Genomic DNA, 20,297 nt, shown 5'->3' with positions numbered 1-20,297 from the left:
AGCGGTAGTTCAGTCGGTTAGAATACCTGCCTGTCACGCAGGGGGTCGCGGGTTCGAGTCCCGTCCGTTCCGCCACTTATTAAAAATTAAGCCTGCTGAATAGCAGGCTTAATGGCAAGAAGATTTAGGGGCGTAGCTCAGTTGGTAGAGCACCGGTCTCCAAAACCGGGTGTCGCGAGTTCGAGTCTCTCCGCCCCTGCCATATAATAATCCTTTGCTTAGGCAAAGGATTTTTTTTGCCTAAAAAATGATGAAAGCTACCCTTTCCTTATTTACTGTCTGCGTCCTTGCAGCTCCGTGACATTAATCCAGTATGTTGATTTTTAGCAGATCTTTTATCTGAGATTGCTTGTCACTGTTCTGTAGCCATACTGCATAAAGCGGTCTTGAAAGTGTCGAGGAATCGATGACAGCATGCAACTCAGGTTTCTTTTCGGCCCAACGCGTCGGCAACCAGGTGCAACCGTTCAGCAGACCAAGTTGCTGACAAGCTATCTCAGCAGAACTGGTTGTCAGTTTTGGCACATCATCACTGGCAATCAATCCAGTCTCATGTTGCTGGAAATCTGGCCCCCATTCCATGCGTAGATAATTGCGATCTGCCTTCATCGTTGAGGGCTCAGAGGCATAAAGCGCCAGGCTAAATTGACCAGCAATTTGGCTACTAAATTCGTCCATTTTGGGGGCTTCTGTAGTGATCAGAAGATCCAGCTGACGCTCATGCAATTGTTTAACAAGGGACTGACGCTGGGCAATTCGAGCCTCAAACTGTAGATGATTGTGCGTTTGATATAATCGTGTAAGCCATTGACTGAGCATGCATTCCCATAGTGAGGCACTCGCCCCAATCGAAAACTCATTGTGCTGTGAGGTATGTGCAACCTCTTTTCGTGCCGCTTGCCAGGTGTTCATCAACGTTTCTGCATAAGGCAAGAGTTTCTCACCCGCAGGTGTTAGGCGGATATTGTTGCGATGGCGGGTAAAAAGATTCACCCCCAGTTGATTTTCCAACTGGCGAATACGAAAACTGACCGCTGACTGTGTCAGGTAGAGTGCTTCAGCTGCTCGTCCAAAGTGACGTGTTCTGCTCACTTCCAGGAAAGTTTTTAGCAATTCCGTATCCACATCTTTCTCCGCAAAATTATTTGTCGTTATGATTTAAATGTTTTGTTTGACGCTCTGTCAAGCGTAACTAATACTCCGCGCCATAAATAGCTCGGCCAAAGAATTAGGAGCGTGTAGGATGGCGGAAAGCTTTACGACAATTAATCGTTTTTTCGACAATAAAAATTATCCGCGCGGGTTCTCTCGCCATGGTGATTTCACCATCAAAGAGGCACAACTGCTTGAGCGTCATGGTTATGCCTTTAACGAGTTAGATCTGGGAAAACGCGAACCTGAAACGGAAGACGAAAAACAGTTTGTTGCCGTTTGCCGTGGCGAACGCGAGCCGGAATCTGAAGCGGAACGTGTGTGGATCAAATACATGGCACGTATCAAGCGTCCTAAGCGCTTCCATACCCTGTCTGGTGGTAAGCCGCAGATGGAAGGTGCTGAAGATTATACCGAGTCAGATGATTAATGCTGCGATGAAATGAAAAGAGGGGCTACGGCCCCTTTTTTACGCCAGTATCTTTTGCAGATGCAGCAGTAAACGATCAATTGCTCTATAGCTCAATGCTTCCTGAAGATGCTGTCTTTTAATATCAGGGCAACCTTCGACATCAGCGATAGTTCGCGCGACCTTCAACAAACGTTGCCATGCGCGGATTGAAAGTCCAAACCGAGTCAGCGTTTCTTCCAGCCAGCATGCATCCTCAGCCTTGAGAGGGCAAAACTGCCTGATTTCTGCGTTATCAAGGCGGGCATTTAGTTTGTGCTGACGGGTATATTGCCTTGCCTGCGCGATGACGACCCTGTCGCGTACCTGCGACGTGCTTTCTCCCCTGACGTGTGTCTGTCTCAGTAAGCCCGGTGGTGGAAGAGGGATTTCCAGAGACAAATCGAACCTGTCGAGGAAAGGACCTGATAGTTTTCCCAGATAGCGGAGTGTCTGTTCAGGTGTACAACGATTATGATTGCCCTGGTAGTGTCCCGTGGGGCTAGGGTTCATCGCGGCAACCAACTGAAATTGAGCGGGATAGCTAATTTTGGCTCTCGTACGGGAGATATGAATCTGTCCAGATTCAATCGGTTCACGTAGCGCATCTAATACGCGTCGTTCAAACTCGGGCAGTTCATCAAGAAACAATATTCCATTGTGTGCCAGAGAAATTTCGCCAGGGCCGGGTATTGCTCCTCCGCCGACCATCGCCGCAAGAGAGGCGCTGTGGTGTGGAGATCGAAAAGGTCGGCGGCGCCACTGTTTGTGCAGAGATGCTGAACTGACCAAGCTGAAGATTGCGGCGCTTTCGAGAGCTTCACGATTATTCAGTGGTGGGAGTAGGCCACAGAGGCGGCTCGCCAACATGGTTTTACCTGTGCCCGGTGGGCCTATCAGCAGAAGGTTGTGCCCACCTGCAGCCGTAATTTCTAGCGCGCGCTTGCCTTGCTCCTGACCCAGGATGTCGCTGAGATTCTCTGGAGCATCCGGCAATATTTCATCGCACTCTTCCGGTTCGGCCAACTCGTGTCGTCCTTCCAGATACGCACAAACTTCCTGTAAGTGCCCAGCTATCAGGCAGCCTTTCTCAGCAATAAGGCTCACTTCTGAAGCATTTTCATTGGCGACGATGATTTGTCGTCCTGCTTGTATTGCTTCAAGAGCGCCAGAAATTGCGCCGGGAACGCCTCTTAGCGCGCCTGTAAGCGCCAGTTCACCGATAAACTCATACGAGCCTAGCCTTGTTGTGTTCAATTGCTCAGAGGCAGCGAGGAGCGCAATCGCGATAGGTAAATCATATCGCCCTCCCTCTTTGGGCAAATCAGCCGGTGCCAGGTTGATGGTGATTTTCCTGGCCGGGAAGGTATAACCGCTATTGATGATTGCACTGCGCACGCGATCCCTTGCCTCTTTCACTGTGGTTTCCGGTAATCCAACAAGCGTCAGCCCTGGCAGCCCATTACTCAAATGAACTTCAACAGAAATAAGTGGGGCCCTCACACCAATTGCGGCACGGGTATAAACAACTGACAGTGACATAAGTACCTCCTGATATAGCTACTATGCCACTGTAGTTTTCTGTTATTCACTGCAAGTTTGCTGATTTACGGCGCGCATTCCTGATTTTTGACAGCAAAGTGTAAAAGTTGCATGAGAATGGAATCCTTCTCGCAGCAATGAATAACGGAATGTTTTGACAGCGAATGGCTCAGTCAAAAAATGAAAAAAATTCATTTTCAATTTTTTTCATATAAAACAACGATTTTTTGCATAATTATTTGCATGCTAAATAAAGTTTTCATAAATAAAACTTGTGTTTGATTTCATATCTGTGATAACTCTTTAGGTATTCCTTCGAACAAGATGCAAAAAGAACTGAAAATGACAGCCCTTCTACGAGTGATTAGCCTGGTCGTGATTAGCGTGGTGGTGATTATTATCCCACCGTGCGGGGCTGCACTTGGACAAGGAAAGGCTTAGAAATCAAGCCTTAACGAACTAAGACCCCCGCACCGAAAGGTCCGGGGGTTTTTTTATGACTAAAAAACTTAAATGAGGAGCAGAGAATGACAACTAGCACAAAATTCTGTTTCTCCAGATTTATGACGGGGAACTGACTATGAATGGGGCACAGTGGGTAGTACATGCGTTGCGCGCGCAGGGAGTTGAAACCGTATTCGGTTATCCGGGTGGCGCAATTATGCCGATTTACGATGCATTGTATGACGGCGGCGTGGAACACCTGTTGTGCCGGCATGAGCAAGGCGCAGCCATGGCGGCTATTGGCTATGCCCGAGCCACCGGGAAAACGGGTGTTTGTATGGCGACGTCGGGCCCCGGTGCGACAAACCTGATCACCGGCCTGGCTGATGCTCTGCTTGATTCTGTTCCCGTTGTTGCCATTACCGGCCAGGTCGCATCACCGTTAATCGGAACGGATGCGTTTCAGGAAGTTGATGTGCTCGGTTTGTCACTGGCATGTACTAAACACAGCTTCCTTGTTCAGTCTCTGGATGAGTTGCCGCGCGTGATGGCAGAAGCCTTCCAAATCGCTAACTCTGGTCGTCCGGGCCCCGTTTTAATTGATATACCTAAAGATGTTCAGGTTGCACTGGGTGAACTGGAGCCGCATTTCTCCACTGTCGAAGATAGCGATACGTTCCTTCATGCCGATGTTGATGCCGCTCGCCAGATGCTGGCTCAGGCCCAACAACCGATTCTGTACATTGGTGGTGGTGTAGGAATGGCGCAGGCTGTTCCTGCATTGCGAGAGTTTATTGCCGTTACGCAAATGCCTACTACCTGTACCCTCAAAGGTCTGGGTGCGGTGGATGCTGAGTATCCGTACTATCTGGGGATGCTGGGGATGCACGGGACAAAAGCGGCAAACCTGGCGGTTCAGGAATGTGACCTGCTCATTGCAGTTGGCGCGCGTTTTGATGATCGCGTAACCGGAAAACTGAACACTTTCGCACCGAATGCAAAAGTCATCCATATGGATATCGACCCGGCCGAAATGAACAAATTGCGCCAGGTTCATGTGGCCCTGCAGGGCGATCTGAATGTGTTATTACCTGCATTGCAGCAGCCACTGGAGATCACTGAGTGGCGTCAACATGCGGCAGATATGCGCACTGAACACGCCTGGCGTTATGACCACCCCGGTGAGGCTATCTACGCCCCGTTGTTGCTGAAGCAACTGTCGGATCGCAAACCTGCTGACAGTGTTGTCACCACGGATGTGGGCCAGCACCAGATGTGGTCGGCACAGCATATGACCTATACGCGCCCGGAAAACTTCATCACCTCTAGCGGTTTAGGGACCATGGGTTTCGGCTTACCGGCTGCCGTTGGTGCACAGGTCGCTCGCCCGAACGATACTGTTATCTGCATCTCCGGTGATGGTTCGTTCATGATGAATGTTCAGGAACTGGGTACGGTTAAACGCAAACAGTTGCCACTGAAAATCGTCTTACTCGATAACCAACGTCTTGGCATGGTTCGCCAGTGGCAGCAGCTGTTTTTCCAGGAGCGATATAGCGAAACCACACTCACCGATAATCCCGATTTTCTCGTCCTGGCCAGCGCCTTTGGCATCCCTGGTCAGCACATCACTCGTAAAGACCAGGTTGAAGCGGCACTCGACACCATGCTGTCAAGCGAAGGGCCTTATCTGCTTCATGTCTCAATCGACGAACTTGAGAATGTCTGGCCGTTAGTCCCACCAGGTGCGAGTAACTCACAAATGCTGGAGAAATTATCATGATGCAACATCAGGTCGCCGTGCAGGCACGCTTCAATCCGGAAACGTTAGAACGTGTATTACGTGTGGTTCGCCACCGTGGCTTTCAGATCTGTTCCATGAATATGGAAACTGCCACCGATGCACAGAACATAAATATCGAATTGACCGTTGCCAGTCCACGGTCGGTCGACTTACTGTTTAGTCAGTTAACTAAACTGGTAGATGTTGCACATGTAGCCATCTGTCAGAGCACAACCACATCACAACAAATCCGCGCTTAAGCGTGACAGGAAGAAAAAATGACGACGAAAAAAGCTGATTACATTTGGTTCAATGGTGAGATGGTTCGCTGGGAGGACGCGAAAGTCCACGTGATGTCCCATGCGCTGCATTACGGTACGTCTGTATTCGAAGGCATCCGTTGCTACGACTCTCACAAAGGACCAGTGGTGTTCCGCCATCGTGAACACATGCAACGTCTGCATGACTCAGCCAAAATTTATCGTTTCCCGGTTTCCCAAAGCGTTGATGAGCTGATGGAAGCGTGCCGCGAAGTGATTCGCAAAAACAACCTGACCAGCGCCTACATCCGTCCATTGGTGTTTGTCGGTGATGTGGGCATGGGCGTTAACCCGCCAGCGGGCTACACCACGGATGTGATCATTGCCGCGTTCCCGTGGGGCGCCTACCTGGGTGCTGAAGCACTGGATCAGGGGATCGACGCAATGGTTTCTTCCTGGAATCGTGTCGCGCCAAATACCATCCCAACGGCGGCAAAAGCCGGTGGCAACTACCTCTCCTCACTGCTGGTTGGCAGTGAAGCGCGTCGTCATGGCTATCAGGAAGGTATCGCTCTGGATGTAAATGGCTATATCTCTGAAGGTGCGGGTGAAAACCTGTTCGAAGTGAAAGATGGCATTCTGTTCACACCGCCATTCACCTCCTCTGCGCTGCCAGGTATCACTCGTGATGCGATCATCAAGCTGGCAAAAGATTTGAATATCGAAGTGCGTGAGCAAGTGCTGTCACGTGAATCGCTCTATCTGGCGGACGAAGTCTTCATGTCCGGTACGGCGGCAGAAATCACCCCGGTACGTAGCGTCGATGGCATCCAGGTTGGTGAAGGTCGTTGTGGCCCTGTAACGAAGCGTATTCAGCAAGCATTCTTTGGCCTCTTTACCGGTGAAACGGAAGATAAATACGGCTGGTTGGATCAGGTTAATCACTAAGTATAAATATGGGACGGCACGCACCGTCCCATTTAATAGATAGACGGGAGTAAATAAAGCATGCCTAAGTATCGTTCTGCCACCACCACCCACGGTCGTAATATGGCGGGAGCCCGCGCGCTGTGGCGCGCTACCGGAATGACCGACGCCGATTTTGGCAAACCGATTATCGCTGTGGTGAACTCCTTTACCCAGTTTGTTCCCGGCCACGTACACCTGCGCGATTTGGGTAAATTGGTTGCGGAGCAAATCGAAGCCTCTGGCGGTGTGGCGAAGGAGTTCAACACCATCGCTGTGGATGACGGTATCGCGATGGGCCACGGGGGCATGCTTTATTCACTGCCGTCGCGCGAGTTGATCGCCGACTCGGTCGAGTACATGGTCAACGCCCACTGTGCCGATGCGATGGTCTGTATCTCCAACTGTGACAAAATCACCCCAGGGATGCTGATGGCCTCTCTGCGTCTGAACATTCCTGTCATCTTTGTCTCTGGTGGTCCAATGGAGGCGGGTAAAACCAAGCTCTCCGATAAAATCATCAAGCTTGACCTTGTCGATGCGATGATTCAGGGCGCGGACCCGAAAGTGTCTGATGAACAAAGCGAGCAAGTGGAACGCTCTGCCTGTCCGACCTGCGGTTCGTGTTCCGGTATGTTCACCGCCAACTCCATGAACTGTCTGACAGAAGCGTTAGGTTTGTCTCAGCCGGGTAACGGTTCACTGCTGGCTACGCACGCCGATCGTAAACAGCTGTTCCTTAATGCCGGTAAACGCATTGTTGAACTGACCAAACGTTACTACGAGCAAGATGATGAAAGTGCGCTGCCGCGTAATATCGCCAGCAAATCTGCATTTGAAAACGCCATGACGCTGGATATCGCCATGGGCGGTTCCACCAACACCGTTCTGCACTTGCTGGCTGCTGCGCAGGAAGCGGAAATCGACTTCACCATGAGCGATATCGACAAACTCTCCCGCAAAGTGCCACAGTTGTGTAAAGTTGCGCCAAGTACCCAGAAATACCATATGGAAGACGTCCATCGTGCCGGTGGCGTGTTGGGTATTTTGGGGGAATTGGATCGTGCCGGGTTGATGAACCGTGAAGTGAAAAACGTACTCGGTCTGACGCTGCCAGAGTCGCTGGACCAATACGATGTGATGCTGACTAAAGACGATGCGGTGAAAAAGATGTTCCGTGCGGGCCCAGCTGGCATCCGTACAACCCAGGCGTTCTCACAAGATTGCCGCTGGGACACGCTGGATGACGATCGTGCTGAAGGGTGCATCCGTTCACTGGAACATGCGTACAGCAAAGATGGCGGCCTGGCAGTTCTGTACGGCAACTTCGCGGAAAACGGCTGCATCGTCAAAACGGCGGGTGTGGATGACAGCATCCTGAAATTTACCGGGCCGGCGAAAGTGTATGAAAGCCAGGACGACGCGGTTGAAGCCATTCTCGGCGGTAAAGTGGTGGCCGGTGATGTCGTGGTGATCCGCTACGAAGGGCCAAAAGGCGGGCCGGGGATGCAGGAAATGCTCTACCCAACCACCTTCCTGAAATCGATGGGGCTCGGCAAAGCCTGTGCATTGATCACTGACGGTCGTTTTTCTGGCGGCACATCTGGACTTTCTATTGGTCACGTCTCTCCAGAAGCCGCAAGCGGCGGCAATATCGCGATTATCGAAGATGGCGACCTGATTGAAATCGATATTCCAAACCGCGGTATCCAGTTGAAACTGAGCGATCAGGAAATTGCAGCCCGCCGTGAAGCGCAAGAGGCGCGAGGTGATAAAGCCTGGACGCCGAAAGATCGTCAGCGTGAAGTTTCCTTTGCTCTGCGTGCTTATGCCAGCCTTGCCACCAGTGCAGATAAAGGTGCGGTGCGCGATAAATCCAAACTTGGGGGCTAATGATGGCCGAATCACAACCCTTATCCGCCGCCCCTGAGGGGGCGGAATATCTCCGGGCGGTGCTACGTGCGCCGGTCTACGAAGCAGTGCAAGTTACACCGCTGCAGAAAATGGAAAAGCTCTCGTCACGCCTCGATAACGTGATTCTGGTGAAGCGTGAAGACCGCCAGCCAGTCCATAGCTTCAAGCTGCGCGGGGCATACGCGATGATGGCAGGGCTGACTGATGAGCAAAAAGCACGAGGCGTTATTACGGCCTCGGCAGGCAATCACGCTCAGGGTGTTGCGTTCTCCTCCTCGCGTTTGGGGCTGAAAGCCCTGATCGTCATGCCAGTGGCGACAGCCGATATTAAAGTCGATGCTGTGCGTGGTTTTGGTGGTGAGGTCTTACTCCACGGGGCCAATTTCGACGAAGCGAAAGCAAAGGCTATTGAGCTGGCGCAGCAGCAGGGTTTTACCTGGGTTCCTCCTTTTGATCACCCGATGGTGATTGCCGGACAAGGTACGCTGGCGCTTGAACTGCTTCAGCAAGATGCTCATCTCGATCGGGTGTTTGTCCCGGTAGGTGGTGGTGGCCTGGCGGCGGGTGTCGCAGTGCTGATCAAACAGTTGATGCCGCAAATCAAAGTGATTGCTGTGGAAGCTGAAGATTCAGCCTGCCTGAAAGCAGCCCTGGACGCCGGGCATCCGGTAGATCTGCCGCGTGTGGGGTTATTTGCTGAAGGTGTAGCAGTCAAACGCATCGGCGATGAGACCTTCCGTCTGTGCCAGGAGTATCTTGACGACATCATCACCGTCGATAGCGATGCTATTTGTGCCGCAATGAAAGATCTGTTCGAGGACGTTCGTGCGGTGGCGGAGCCTTCAGGCGCGCTTGCCCTGGCAGGAATGAAAAAATACGTTGCTCAACACAACATACGTGGCGAACGGCTGGCACATGTGTTGTCTGGGGCGAATGTTAATTTCCATGGTCTGCGTTACGTTTCAGAGCGTTGCGAGCTGGGCGAGCAGCGTGAAGCGTTGTTGGCCGTGACCATCCCTGAAGAGAAGGGCAGTTTCCTGAAATTCTGCCAGTTGCTGGGTGGGCGTTCGGTGACGGAGTTTAACTACCGGTTTGCCGATGCTAAAGATGCCTGCATTTTTGTCGGTGTGCGCCTGAGCCGTGGTCTGGAAGAGCGTAAAGAGATCCTCAGCTTACTGCACGAAGGCGGTTACAGCGTGGTGGATCTGTCTGACGATGAAATGGCGAAGCTCCATGTCCGCTACATGGTGGGTGGGCGTCCGTCGAAACCGTTACAGGAACGTTTGTTCAGCTTTGAGTTCCCGGAATCACCGGGTGCATTGCTTAAGTTCCTGCATACGCTGGGCACGCACTGGAACATCTCTCTGTTCCACTACCGTAGCCACGGTACGGATTACGGTCGCGTGCTGGCAGCTTTCGAACTGGGTGAACACGAACCGGATTTTGAAACGCGGCTGAACGAGCTGGGCTATGATTGTCACGATGAGACTCATAACCCGGCATTCAGGTTCTTTCTTGCGGGTTAGTGATTTGGCAGGATTTGCCAGAATGCGTCAATAAGCGGCTCCTGTAGCCGCTTTTTTTGTGCGCACACACCAAGCTCAAACGGTGTTTTTTCGTCGCTGCGATCCAGTATCATCACACGATTGCGCACCGGTTCAGGGCTATTTTCCAGCACGACTTCTGGCAGCAGCGCCACGCCGCAGCCGAGTGCGACCATTGATACTATCGCCTCATGGCCTCCCACGGTGGCGTAGATGGATGGATTACTGATTTTCTGGCGACGGAACCACAGCTCAATTCGACGGCGAACAGGCCCCTGGTCGGCCATGATAAAAGGCACGGTTGACCAGTCTGGTTTTTCTACAGAGACCTGATTGCGTACCGGGCAAGGCAGAGCCGGTGCGATCAACACTACCGCCAGGTTTTCCAGCATTGAAAATGCCACTGCGCCCGGCAGCGTTTCCGGTTTCCCCGCAATGGCGAGATCCGCTTCACCCGTCACGACTTTTTCCATCGCATCGGCAGCATCACCGGTGGTGAGTTTGATTTCCACGGAGGGATGCTCGGCACGAAAGCGGTCAAGAATCGGCGGCAGGTGGCTGTAGGCGGCGGTGACTGAACAGAAAATATGGAGTTCGCCAGAGAGCGAGGGACCCTGCTGGTCGATGGTGTGACGTAACTGCTGGTATTGCAGCAGGGTTTGCTGGGCGAAAGTGCGAAGTTCTTCACCGGCTTCTGTGAGGGTTACGGTGCGGTTGTCGCGGACGAATAACGGCTGGCCGAGATCCTCTTCCAGACGCTGGATCTGGCGAGAAAGTGTTGAAGGGCTGACGTGCATCGCCCGGGCGCTGCGGCCAAAGTGACGGCTTTCCGTCAGATGCAGAAACATTTTTAGATCGCGTAAATCCACCGATTCCACCCCACCGTTTTATATTGCATAAATTGCAACGTGACGTTGTGAATATATCAATTTCCGCAATAAATTTCCTGTCATATAGTAAGTTCATTCTCGCATAAGCGAACCGAACAATAAGCACGACACAACATCACGAGGTATCACCCATGGCTAACTACTTTAATACGTTGAACCTGCGCCAGCAGCTGGCTCAGTTGGGCAAATGTCGCTTCATGGCGCGCGACGAATTTGCTGATGGCGCAAGCTACCTTCAGGGTAAAAAAGTGGTCATCGTTGGCTGTGGCGCTCAGGGCCTGAACCAGGGTCTGAACATGCGTGATTCTGGTCTGGATATCTCCTACGCTCTGCGTAAAGAAGCGATTGCTGAGAAGCGTGCTTCCTGGCGTAAAGCCACTGAAAACGGCTTCAAAGTAGGGACCTACGAAGAGCTGATCCCACAGGCTGATCTGGTGGTTAACCTGACGCCAGACAAACAGCACTCTGACGTTGTGCGTTCCGTTCAGCCGCTGATGAAAGACGGTGCAGCGCTGGGCTACTCTCACGGTTTCAACATTGTGGAAGTCGGCGAGCAGATCCGTAAAGACATCACCGTGGTGATGGTTGCGCCAAAATGCCCTGGTACTGAAGTTCGTGAAGAATACAAACGTGGTTTCGGTGTTCCAACGCTGATTGCCGTTCACCCGGAAAACGATCCGAAAGGCGAAGGGATGGCGATTGCCAAAGCCTGGGCTGCTGCAACGGGTGGTCACCGCGCGGGTGTTCTGGAATCATCCTTCGTTGCCGAAGTGAAATCTGACCTGATGGGCGAGCAGACCATCCTGTGTGGCATGTTGCAGGCAGGTTCTCTGCTGTGCTTCGACAAGCTGGTGGAAGAAGGGACAGACCCGGCATATGCAGAAAAACTGATTCAGTTCGGCTGGGAAACCATCACCGAAGCGCTGAAACAGGGTGGCATCACGCTGATGATGGATCGTCTGTCCAACCCAGCGAAACTGCGCGCTTATGCGCTGTCTGAACAACTGAAAGAGATCATGGCTCCACTGTTCCAGAAACATATGGACGATATCATCTCCGGTGAATTCTCCTCCGGGATGATGGCTGACTGGGCAAATGACGATAAGAAACTGCTGACCTGGCGCGAAGAAACCGGTAAAACCGCGTTTGAAACCGCCGCACAGTTTGACGGTAAAATCAGCGAGCAAGAGTACTTCGATAAAGGCGTGCTGATGATCGCGATGGTGAAAGCGGGCGTTGAGCTGGCATTCGAAACCATGGTTGATTCCGGCATTATTGAAGAGTCTGCTTACTATGAATCACTGCACGAACTGCCACTGATTGCGAACACCATTGCCCGTAAGCGTCTGTACGAAATGAACGTGGTTATCTCAGATACTGCTGAATACGGTAACTACCTGTTCTCTTACGCATGTGTGCCGCTGCTGAAAGAGTTCATGACCACCCTGCAAGCGGGCGATCTGGGCAAAGCGATTGCGGAAGGTGCAGTCGATAACGCGCAGCTGCGTGATGTGAATGAAACGATTCGCAGCCATGCTATTGAAAGCGTGGGCCACAAACTGCGTGGCTACATGACCGATATGAAACGTATCGCAGTAGCAGGGTAAGACTGACCGGTGGGGACGAATGTCCTCACTCCATCCCTCTCGCGTTGAGAGAGGATGAAAATAGAAAAGGCCTTCTCAGTGAGAAGGCCTTTTTGCTTAGTTACGGTACAGCACTTTAATGATGTGGTAGCCGAACTGGGTATGCAGCGGGCCGGTTGGTTCCAGCACCGGGCAAGAGAACACCACTTTATCAAACGCCGGAACCATCTGGCCCTGACGGAATTCACCTAAGTGACCGCCTTTTTTACCAGACGGGCAAGTGGAATGTTTTTTCGCCAGCTTCTCGAAATCACCGCCGTTTTTAATCTGTTCCAGCAGGTCGAGGGCCAGTTTCTCTTCTTTAACCAGGATGTGCATTGCTGCCGCTGTTTTCGCCATGATCGCGCCTTGAAATGAGGTTGAGATAAATCAGGGCGCAATAGTAGCATGCGTCAGCGGCGATACAGCACCTTAATGATGTGGTAACCGAACTTGGTTTTGACAGGGCCGTAGGGTTTCAGAAGTGGGCAACTAAACACTGCCTGATCAAAGGGGCCGACCATTGCGCCCTGTTTAAATTCGCCCAAATCACCACCGTTACGCCCCGATGGGCATTTCGAGTAACGTTTAGCCAGATGATCAAAACTGATCCCTCGTTCCAGCTTCGCGAGGATCTCCTGCGCCAGTTTTTCTTCTTTTACAAGAATGTGCAGGGCTGCTGCGGTCTTTACCATGGTTCTGCTCTCAGGATTAAACGCGTTTTTCTCACTTTATCATTAGCCGGTAAATCTGCGTCCGGCTTTCTGCTACAATCCACACCCCGTTCGAAGATTGAGCAATATTCCCATGCGTTTAAACCCTGGACAACAACAAGCGGTCGAATTCGTTACTGGACCTTGCCTGGTGCTGGCAGGGGCTGGCTCCGGTAAAACACGTGTTATTACCAATAAAATCGCGCACTTAATTCGAGGCTGTGGCTATCAGGCTCGCCATATTGCAGCGGTCACCTTTACCAATAAAGCCGCGCGCGAGATGAAAGAGCGTGTAGGTCAAACTCTCGGGCGCAAAGAAGCGCGTGGGTTGATGATCTCCACGTTTCATACACTGGGCCTGGATATCATCAAACGCGAATATGCCGCCCTGGGGATGAAATCGAACTTCTCACTGTTCGATGACACCGATCAGACGGCGTTGCTCAAAGAGTTAACAGAGGGGTTGATCGAAGACGATAAGGTGGTGCTTCAGCAGCTGATCTCGACGATCTCCAACTGGAAAAACGATCTAATGACACCCACACAGGCTGCCGCGAGTGCGAAGGGCGAGCGCGACAGGATCTTCGCGCATTGCTACGGTTTGTATGATGCGCACCTGAAAGCCTGTAACGTCCTGGATTTTGACGACCTGATCCTGCTGCCTACGCTTCTGCTACAACGTAATGAAGAGGTACGCGAACGCTGGCAGAACAAAATTCGCTATCTGCTGGTGGATGAATATCAGGATACCAACACCAGCCAGTACGAACTGGTTAAGCTGTTGGTGGGGCAACGTGCACGTTTCACCGTGGTGGGGGATGATGACCAGTCGATTTACTCCTGGCGTGGTGCTCGCCCGCAAAATCTGGTACTGCTGAGCAAAGATTTTCCGGCACTTCAGGTGATTAAGCTGGAGCAGAACTATCGTTCATCCGGGCGTATTTTGAAAGCGGCGAATATCCTGATTGCCAATAACCCGCACGTGTTCGAAAAACGTCTTTTCTCTGAGCTGGGATACGGCAAGGAGCTGAAGGTACTCAGTGCCAATAACGAAGATCACGAAGCAGAACGCGTGACTGGCGAACTGATTGCCCATCATTTCGTCAATAAAACCGACTATAAGGATTACGCGATCCTGTATCGCGGTAACCACCAGTCCCGCGTCTTTGAAAAGATGCTGATGCAAAACCGCATTCCGTACAAAATTTCAGGTGGAACATCGTTTTTCTCCCGGCCTGAAATCAAAGACTTGCTGGCCTATTTGCGTGTACTCACCAACCCGGATGATGACAGTGCATTTTTGCGTATCGTGAATACGCCAAAGCGGGAAATAGGCCCTGCAACGCTGCAAAAACTGGGCGAATGGGCGATGACCCGTAACAAAAGCCTCTTCACTGCCAGTTTCGATATGGGGTTAAGCCAGACGCTGACTGGGCGTGGGTATGAATCTTTAACCCGTTTTACGCAGTGGCTTGGTGAGGTGCAGCGCCTGGCCGAGCGCGAGCCTGTTGCGGCGGTACGTGACCTGATCCACGGCATCGACTATGAATCCTGGTTGTACGAAACCTCTGCCAGCCCTAAAGCAGCCGAAATGCGTATGAAAAACGTCAATCAGCTGTTTAGCTGGATGACGGAGATGCTGGAAGGTTCTGAGATAGATGAGCCGATGACGCTGACCCAGGTTGTTACCCGCTTTACGCTGCGCGATATGATGGAGCGTGGCGAAAGTGAAGAAGAGGCTGATCAGGTTCAGTTGATGACGCTCCATGCCTCTAAAGGTCTGGAGTTTCCATACGTCTATTTGGTGGGAATGGAAGAGGGCCTGTTGCCACACCAGAGCAGCATTGATGAAGATAATGTCGATGAAGAGCGCCGCCTGGCTTATGTCGGCATTACCCGCGCGCAGAAAGAGCTGATTTTCACCCTGTGCAAAGAGCGTCGTCAGTATGGTGAACTGGTTCGCCCTGAGCCGAGCCGATTCCTGCTGGAATTACCACAGGATGATCTGCTCTGGGAGCAAGAGCGTAAAGTGATCACGGCTGAAGAGCGGATGCACAAAGGGCAGGCGAATGTGGCGAATATCCGCGCGATGCTGGCGAAGGCTAAAGAGAAATAAGGGTGTGTTGCCGGGCGGGGTTATGCTTGCCCGGCGAATGTTCCCGGTACGTTATTTGATATTCAGCGTCCAGTGGACATAGCTTTGCCACTGGCACTCCTGCTCAATCAGTTCCGCACCCAGTGGGTGATTATCTAGCCAGTTTTCAGGCAGCGTTAGCGTCAGTGCCTCGTTCTCTGCAACCAGAGTAATGTCTGGCAGGAGATCGTCCCGACGACGGCTGGCAAACAGAATCGCCAGGCGCAACAATCGACACATATGCTCGGCAACGCGTGGTGGCACAGCATTTTGCTGATGCAAGGAAGAGAGATCGACGGTGCTGGTCTGGTTAAGCAGCAAGGTCGCCAGAAGTTTTTTCTGTGCTGGTGTATATCCTGGCAAATCAAGATTACGAACCAGATAGGCTGCGTGAGTGGGGGCGTGCTTAAAATCAATACTCAGACCGACTTCATGCAATGCGCAGGCGCTGAGCAGCAAATCACGGCTCAGTGGTTCTAGCGCCCAGCTTCCCTCAACTTGATCGGCAAAGAGTGATGCCAACTGTGCTACACGTTGTGCCTGATCGGTATCGACGATAAAACGGCGCTGGACATTACGCAGCGTGCGGCTACGAATATCCTGATCAACGGACAGATGTAGCATACCGTAGACCAGACCTTCACGCAGTGCTCCGCCAGCCAGTGTCATGCACTGGATGTTTAGCTCGGTGAAAATGGCGATCAATATGGCGAGCCCGCTAGGGAAAACCAGCGCGCGTTCCAGCGTCAAGCCTTCAATTTCAAGCTCTTCAAGACGTCCACACTGGATGGCGCGCTGTTTAAGCTGCTGAAGTTTGGTAAGCGTGATGCGCTCATCCATCCCTTGCGCCATCATGATTTCCTGCAACGCCTGTACGGTTCCTGATGCCCCAACACAGACTTTCCAGCCGTGATAGCGTAGCTCATCCATCACCGGGCGTAGTACTGCTCGTGCGGCATTCTCTGCTTCATCGAAGTTTTCTTTGCCCAGATTTCGGTCAGTGAAATAGCGCTCAAGCCAGGTTACGCAGCCCATCGACAGACTGAACAGTGATGTGGCCTGTGCACCTGTACCCGTTACCAGTTCGGTACTGGCTCCGCCGATATCGACAACCAGACGGCGATCATCACCTCCGGTGGTGTGCGCAACCCCCTGGTAGATGAGCCTGGCTTCTTCCTCACCGCTGATCACCTGTACCGGACAGCCCAGAATCTCTTGTGCTTTGGCAATAAAATCCCCTGCGTTGACTGCCAGACGTAGAGTGGCCGTTGCAACAACACGGATTTGATTATGAGGGATATCCTGCAAGCGTTCGGCAAAAAGACGTAAACATTGCCAGCCACGTTCCATGGCTTCAGGAGAGAGGTGATTATCGCTGCTCAGGCCCGCCGCCAGGCGGACCTTGCGCTTGATGCGCGTCAGCGTCTGTATACTTCCCGCCACCTCGCGCACAACCAGCATATGAAAACTATTCGAACCTAAATCAATAGCTGCGTAGAGCGAGGTGGAACTGAGCATATCTTCTTAACCTGAACGACGACGATTACGCGGTGCACCGGAGCGGCGCGGACCATTGCCGGAGCGGGCGCGGGTAAGGCGCTTCGGCGGCGGCAGTTCGCTTAACAGCGCTTCCTGGTTGTATTTGCTCACCGGGATAGAGTGACCGATGTATGTCTCGATAGCGGGCAGATTCAGCGCATATTCTTCACATGCCAGGCTGATGGAGTGCCCGCTCGCGCCAGCACGACCGGTACGACCAATACGGTGTACGTAATCTTCGCAGTCATCCGGCAGATCGTAGTTGAAGACGTGTGTTACTGCAGGAATATGCAGGCCACGCGCAGCAACGTCTGTTGCGACGAGAATATCCAGATCGCCACGGGTAAATTCTTCCAGAATACGCAGACGTTTTTTCTGCGCAACGTCGCCAGTCAGGAGGCCTACGCGATGTCCATCTGCAGCCAGATGGCCCCAGATATCTTCACAGCGGTGCTTGGTATTGGCAAAGATGATGGCACGGTCTGGCCACTCTTCTTCGATCAACGTTTGCAGCAGACGCATTTTCTCTTCGTTGGAAGGGTAGAAGAGCTCTTCTTTAATGCGATGACCGGTTTTCTGTTCCGGCTCGACTTCCACGTACTCAGCGTTGTTCATTTGTTCGAACGCCAGTTCGCGAACGCGCCAGGAAAGGGTTGCAGAGAACAGCATGTTCAGGCGCTGGTTTGCCGGCGGCATACGACGGAACAACCAACGGATATCTTTGATAAAGCCCAGATCGTACATACGATCGGCTTCATCCAGCACCACGACCTGAATTGCGCCCAGGTTAATGTGGTTTTGCTTGGCGTAGTCGATAAGACGACCGGTTGTACCGATCAGAATATCCACACCGCTTTCCAGCACTTTCAACTGCTTATCATAACCGTCGCCGCCATAAGCCAAGCCGAGTTTCAGGCCGGTGGCTTGGGCTAGCGGTTCAGCGTCTGCATGGATCTGTACCGCCAGTTCTCGCGTCGGGGCCATAATGAGCGCGCGCGGCTGGTTAACTTTGCGGTCAGCAATCGCTGGGTGAGAAAGTAAATAATGAAACGTTGACGTTAAAAACGCCATCGTTTTGCCAGTACCGGTTTGCGCCTGCCCTGCAACGTCACGACCTGCCAGCGTCAGCGGCAGTGCGAGAGCCTGAATGGGCGTACAGTTATGAAACCCTTTAGTTTCAAGGGCTTCAATCACTTTTGCGTGCAGGGCGAAGTCGGAAAACTTCTGTTCTGTTAAATGTGTTTTGCTCATAGTGTGGTAGAATATCAGCTTACTATTGCTTTACGAAAGCGTATCCGGTGAAATAAAGTCAACCTTTAGTTGGTTAATGCTACATCAACACGTCGTTGATTGATGCGAAATCAACATGCCAGGCTTATTCCTGTGGAGTTATATATGAGCGATAAAATTATTCACCTGACTGACGACAGTTTTGACACGGACGTACTTAAGGCTGACGGGCTGATCCTCGTCGATTTTTGGGCTGAATGGTGTGGTCCTTGCAAAATGATCGCCCCGATTCTGGATGAAATCGCTGACGAATATCAGGGCAAACTTACCGTTGCCAAGCTGAATATCGACCAGAACCCGGGCACAGCGCCGAAATACGGCATCCGTGGCATCCCAACCCTGCTGCTGTTTAAAAACGGCGAAGTGGCGGCGACCAAAGTGGGCGCACTGTCCAAAGGTCAGTTGAAAGAGTTCCTGGACGCTAATCTGGCGTAAGGTTTCTCGGCTGAGCGTCCAGAGTTCCAAAATTGTGTGGATCTCTGGACGCCCGGCTTTAGTCGTGCTAAGTTAGCTATGACTTCGTTTTAAACATACCTTGTTGTTTGAATCTTGTTTTACCCGATACTTCCCGTTGTAGACAAAAACAGTGCGTGAAGTTGCTAGATTCCGGGCTTGTCACTCAATCCGTCTTGTCGTTTCAGATCTGCGTTCTTTCCCTGTGACCAGACAGCGAACAGACATGAGTTGATGGCCGCTAACAGGCATGGATGACCCTGCCATACCATTCACAACATTAAGTTCGAGAATTACCCCGAGTTTAAGAACCCACACCATTATGAATCTTACCGAATTAAAGAATACGCCGGTTTCTGAGCTGATCACTCTCGGCGAAAATATGGGCCTGGAAAACCAGGCTCGTATGCGCAAGCAGGACATCATTTTTGCCATCCTGAAGCAGCACGCTAAGAGTGGCGAAGATATCTTTGGCGACGGTGTGTTGGAGATATTGCAAGACGGATTTGGTTTCCTCCGCTCTGCAGACAGCTCCTACCTCGCCGGCCCTGACGACATCTACGTATCCCCCAGCCAAATCCGCCGTTTCAACCTCCGCACTGGTGACACCATTTCAGGTAAGATTCGTCCTCCAAAAGAGGGTGAACGCTACTTTGCGCTGTTGAAAGTTAACGAAGTTAACTACGACAAACCAGAAAACTCGCGCAATAAGATCCTGTTTGAAAACTTAACGCCGCTGCACGCAAATTCGCGTCTGCGCATGGAGCGTGGTAACGGTTCTACCGAAGACTTAACCGCTCGCGTTCTGGATCTGGCGTCTCCAATTGGTCGCGGTCAGCGTGGTTTGATTGTTGCGCCGCCGAAAGCGGGTAAAACGATGCTGCTGCAAAATATTGCACAGAGCATTGCTTACAACCACCCTGATTGCGTGTTGATGGTTCTCCTGATTGACGAACGTCCGGAAGAAGTGACCGAGATGCAGCGTCTGGTGAAAGGTGAAGTGGTTGCGTCTACCTTTGACGAACCAGCTTCTCGTCACGTTCAGGTCGCCGAAATGGTTATCGAGAAGGCGAAGCGTCTGGTTGAGCACAAGAAAGACGTGATCATTCTGCTCGACTCCATCACTCGTCTGGCGCGTGCCTACAACACCGTGGTTCCAGCTTCCGGTAAAGTATTGACAGGTGGTGTGGATGCGAATGCTCTGCATCGTCCAAAACGCTTCTTCGGTGCTGCACGTAACGTGGAAGAGGGCGGCAGCCTGACCATCATTGCAACCGCGCTGATCGACACCGGTTCCAAGATGGATGAGGTTATTTACGAAGAGTTTAAAGGTACAGGTAACATGGAACTGCACCTCTCTCGTAAAATTGCTGAAAAACGCGTCTTCCCTGCTATCGATTACAACCGTTCCGGTACGCGTAAAGAAGAGCTGCTCACTACGCAAGAAGAACTGCAAAAAATGTGGATCCTGCGCAAAATCATTCACCCAATGGGCGAAATCGATGCGATGGAGTTCCTCATTAACAAGCTAGCGATGACCAAAACTAACGACGATTTCTTCGACATGATGAAGCGCTCGTAACAGAAATAAACCCCGCAA

General features: G+C 51.9%; 19 protein-coding genes and 1 tRNA gene. 13 read left to right on the top strand and 7 right to left on the bottom strand.

The window, feature by feature from the left end; all coding sequences use genetic code 11:
- Positions 1-126 precede the first annotated feature (126 nt).
- Positions 127-202: transfer RNA gene (locus GF617_RS15350), tRNA-Trp, on the top strand.
- A 101-nt stretch (positions 203-303) separates the two neighbouring features.
- Here the strand turns inward: GF617_RS15350 and hdfR are convergent.
- A complete protein-coding gene (gene hdfR / locus GF617_RS15345; protein WP_181621440.1) occupies positions 304-1,125 on the bottom strand; it encodes an HTH-type transcriptional regulator HdfR in 822 nt (273 codons plus the stop codon).
- A gap of 118 nt (positions 1,126-1,243) precedes the next feature.
- Between hdfR and GF617_RS15340 the strand changes: the two genes are divergently transcribed.
- Positions 1,244-1,582, top strand: coding sequence for a DUF413 domain-containing protein (locus GF617_RS15340; protein WP_181621439.1), 339 nt, complete (start codon positions 1,244-1,246; stop codon positions 1,580-1,582).
- Positions 1,583-1,621: 39 nt separating this feature from the next.
- Here GF617_RS15340 and GF617_RS15335 read toward each other — a convergent pair whose 3' ends face one another.
- Positions 1,622-3,142, bottom strand: coding sequence for a YifB family Mg chelatase-like AAA ATPase (locus GF617_RS15335; RefSeq protein WP_181621438.1), 1,521 nt, complete (start codon positions 3,140-3,142; stop codon positions 1,622-1,624).
- 342 nt (positions 3,143-3,484) lie between these two features.
- On the opposite strand from GF617_RS15335, the gene ilvL reads away from it, so the two are divergent.
- The 7 genes from ilvL to ilvA all read left to right on the top strand — a co-directional run bounded on the left by ilvL (position 3,485) and on the right by ilvA (position 10,035).
- Positions 3,485-3,583 carry an ilv operon leader peptide gene (gene ilvL / locus GF617_RS15330; RefSeq protein WP_071824223.1) on the top strand — a complete coding sequence of 33 codons (99 nt, stop codon included), beginning with the start codon at positions 3,485-3,487 and terminating at the stop codon, positions 3,581-3,583.
- Between the two features lie 86 nt (positions 3,584-3,669).
- Positions 3,670-3,720, top strand: a complete 51-nt coding sequence (gene ilvX / locus GF617_RS15325) for a peptide IlvX (RefSeq protein ID WP_166792073.1) — start codon at positions 3,670-3,672, stop codon at positions 3,718-3,720.
- A 2-nt stretch (positions 3,721-3,722) separates the two neighbouring features.
- Positions 3,723-5,369, top strand: a complete 1,647-nt coding sequence (ilvG, locus tag GF617_RS15320; protein WP_181621437.1) for an acetolactate synthase 2 catalytic subunit — start codon at positions 3,723-3,725, stop codon at positions 5,367-5,369.
- On the top strand, positions 5,366-5,629 hold the full coding sequence (gene ilvM / locus GF617_RS15315) for an acetolactate synthase 2 small subunit (RefSeq protein WP_181621436.1): 264 nt from the start codon (positions 5,366-5,368) through the stop codon (positions 5,627-5,629). Before ilvG ends, ilvM begins: the two co-directional genes overlap by 4 nt.
- Positions 5,630-5,647: 18 nt before the next feature.
- Entirely contained in the window at positions 5,648-6,577 is a 930-nt protein-coding gene (gene ilvE / locus GF617_RS15310; protein ID WP_181621435.1) for a branched-chain-amino-acid transaminase, read from the top strand.
- Positions 6,578-6,637: 60 nt separating this feature from the next.
- The gene (ilvD, locus tag GF617_RS15305) at positions 6,638-8,488 is read left to right on the top strand and encodes a dihydroxy-acid dehydratase (RefSeq protein WP_181621433.1); all 1,851 of its coding nucleotides are present in this window, start codon (positions 6,638-6,640) and stop codon (positions 8,486-8,488) included.
- Between the two features lie 2 nt (positions 8,489-8,490).
- Positions 8,491-10,035, top strand: coding sequence for a threonine ammonia-lyase, biosynthetic (gene ilvA / locus GF617_RS15300; RefSeq protein ID WP_181623858.1), 1,545 nt, complete (start codon positions 8,491-8,493; stop codon positions 10,033-10,035).
- Here ilvA and ilvY read toward each other — a convergent pair.
- A complete protein-coding gene (gene ilvY, locus GF617_RS15295) occupies positions 10,032-10,922 on the bottom strand; it encodes an HTH-type transcriptional activator IlvY (protein WP_203452019.1) in 891 nt (296 codons plus the stop codon). The genes ilvA and ilvY overlap by 4 nt on opposite strands.
- Before the next feature lie 152 nt (positions 10,923-11,074).
- Between ilvY and ilvC the strand changes: the two genes are divergently transcribed.
- A complete protein-coding gene (ilvC, locus tag GF617_RS15290) occupies positions 11,075-12,550 on the top strand; it encodes a ketol-acid reductoisomerase (RefSeq protein WP_203452018.1) in 1,476 nt (491 codons plus the stop codon).
- 96 nt (positions 12,551-12,646) lie between these two features.
- On the opposite strand, the gene ppiC (GF617_RS15285) is transcribed toward ilvC, so the two are convergent.
- Both ppiC (GF617_RS15285) and ppiC (GF617_RS15280) read right to left on the bottom strand, forming a co-directional pair.
- Positions 12,647-12,928, bottom strand: a complete 282-nt coding sequence (ppiC, locus tag GF617_RS15285; protein WP_024555327.1) for a peptidylprolyl isomerase PpiC — start codon at positions 12,926-12,928, stop codon at positions 12,647-12,649.
- A 53-nt stretch (positions 12,929-12,981) separates the two neighbouring features.
- The gene (ppiC, locus tag GF617_RS15280) at positions 12,982-13,263 is read right to left on the bottom strand and encodes a peptidylprolyl isomerase PpiC (RefSeq protein WP_181621428.1); all 282 of its coding nucleotides are present in this window, start codon (positions 13,261-13,263) and stop codon (positions 12,982-12,984) included.
- 112 nt (positions 13,264-13,375) lie between these two features.
- On the opposite strand from ppiC (GF617_RS15280), the gene rep reads away from it, so the two are divergent.
- Positions 13,376-15,397 carry a DNA helicase Rep gene (gene rep / locus GF617_RS15275; protein ID WP_181621426.1) on the top strand — a complete coding sequence of 674 codons (2,022 nt, stop codon included), beginning with the start codon at positions 13,376-13,378 and terminating at the stop codon, positions 15,395-15,397.
- 51 nt (positions 15,398-15,448) lie between these two features.
- Here the strand turns inward: rep and gppA are convergent, their stop codons facing one another.
- Complete coding sequence (gene gppA, locus GF617_RS15270) at positions 15,449-16,933, bottom strand: guanosine-5'-triphosphate,3'-diphosphate diphosphatase (protein ID WP_181621425.1); 1,485 nt, start codon at positions 16,931-16,933, stop codon at positions 15,449-15,451.
- Positions 16,934-16,939: 6 nt separating this feature from the next.
- Positions 16,940-18,205: an ATP-dependent RNA helicase RhlB gene (gene rhlB / locus GF617_RS15265; protein WP_181621423.1), complete on the bottom strand. Its 1,266-nt coding sequence runs from the start codon at positions 18,203-18,205 to the stop codon at positions 16,940-16,942.
- A gap of 144 nt (positions 18,206-18,349) precedes the next feature.
- Between rhlB and trxA the strand changes: the two genes are divergently transcribed.
- The gene (gene trxA / locus GF617_RS15260; protein WP_006179218.1) at positions 18,350-18,679 is read left to right on the top strand and encodes a thioredoxin TrxA; all 330 of its coding nucleotides are present in this window, start codon (positions 18,350-18,352) and stop codon (positions 18,677-18,679) included.
- Positions 18,680-19,019: 340 nt separating this feature from the next.
- Positions 19,020-20,279, top strand: a complete 1,260-nt coding sequence (gene rho / locus GF617_RS15255) for a transcription termination factor Rho (RefSeq protein WP_001054528.1) — start codon at positions 19,020-19,022, stop codon at positions 20,277-20,279.
- The last annotated feature ends 18 nt before the right edge of the window (positions 20,280-20,297 follow it).

The sequence above is a fragment of the Lelliottia sp. RWM.1 genome (genome assembly GCF_016859735.1).
Classification (GTDB): domain Bacteria; phylum Pseudomonadota; class Gammaproteobacteria; order Enterobacterales; family Enterobacteriaceae; genus Enterobacter.
This window is presented reverse-complemented; position numbering and strand designations above follow the sequence as displayed.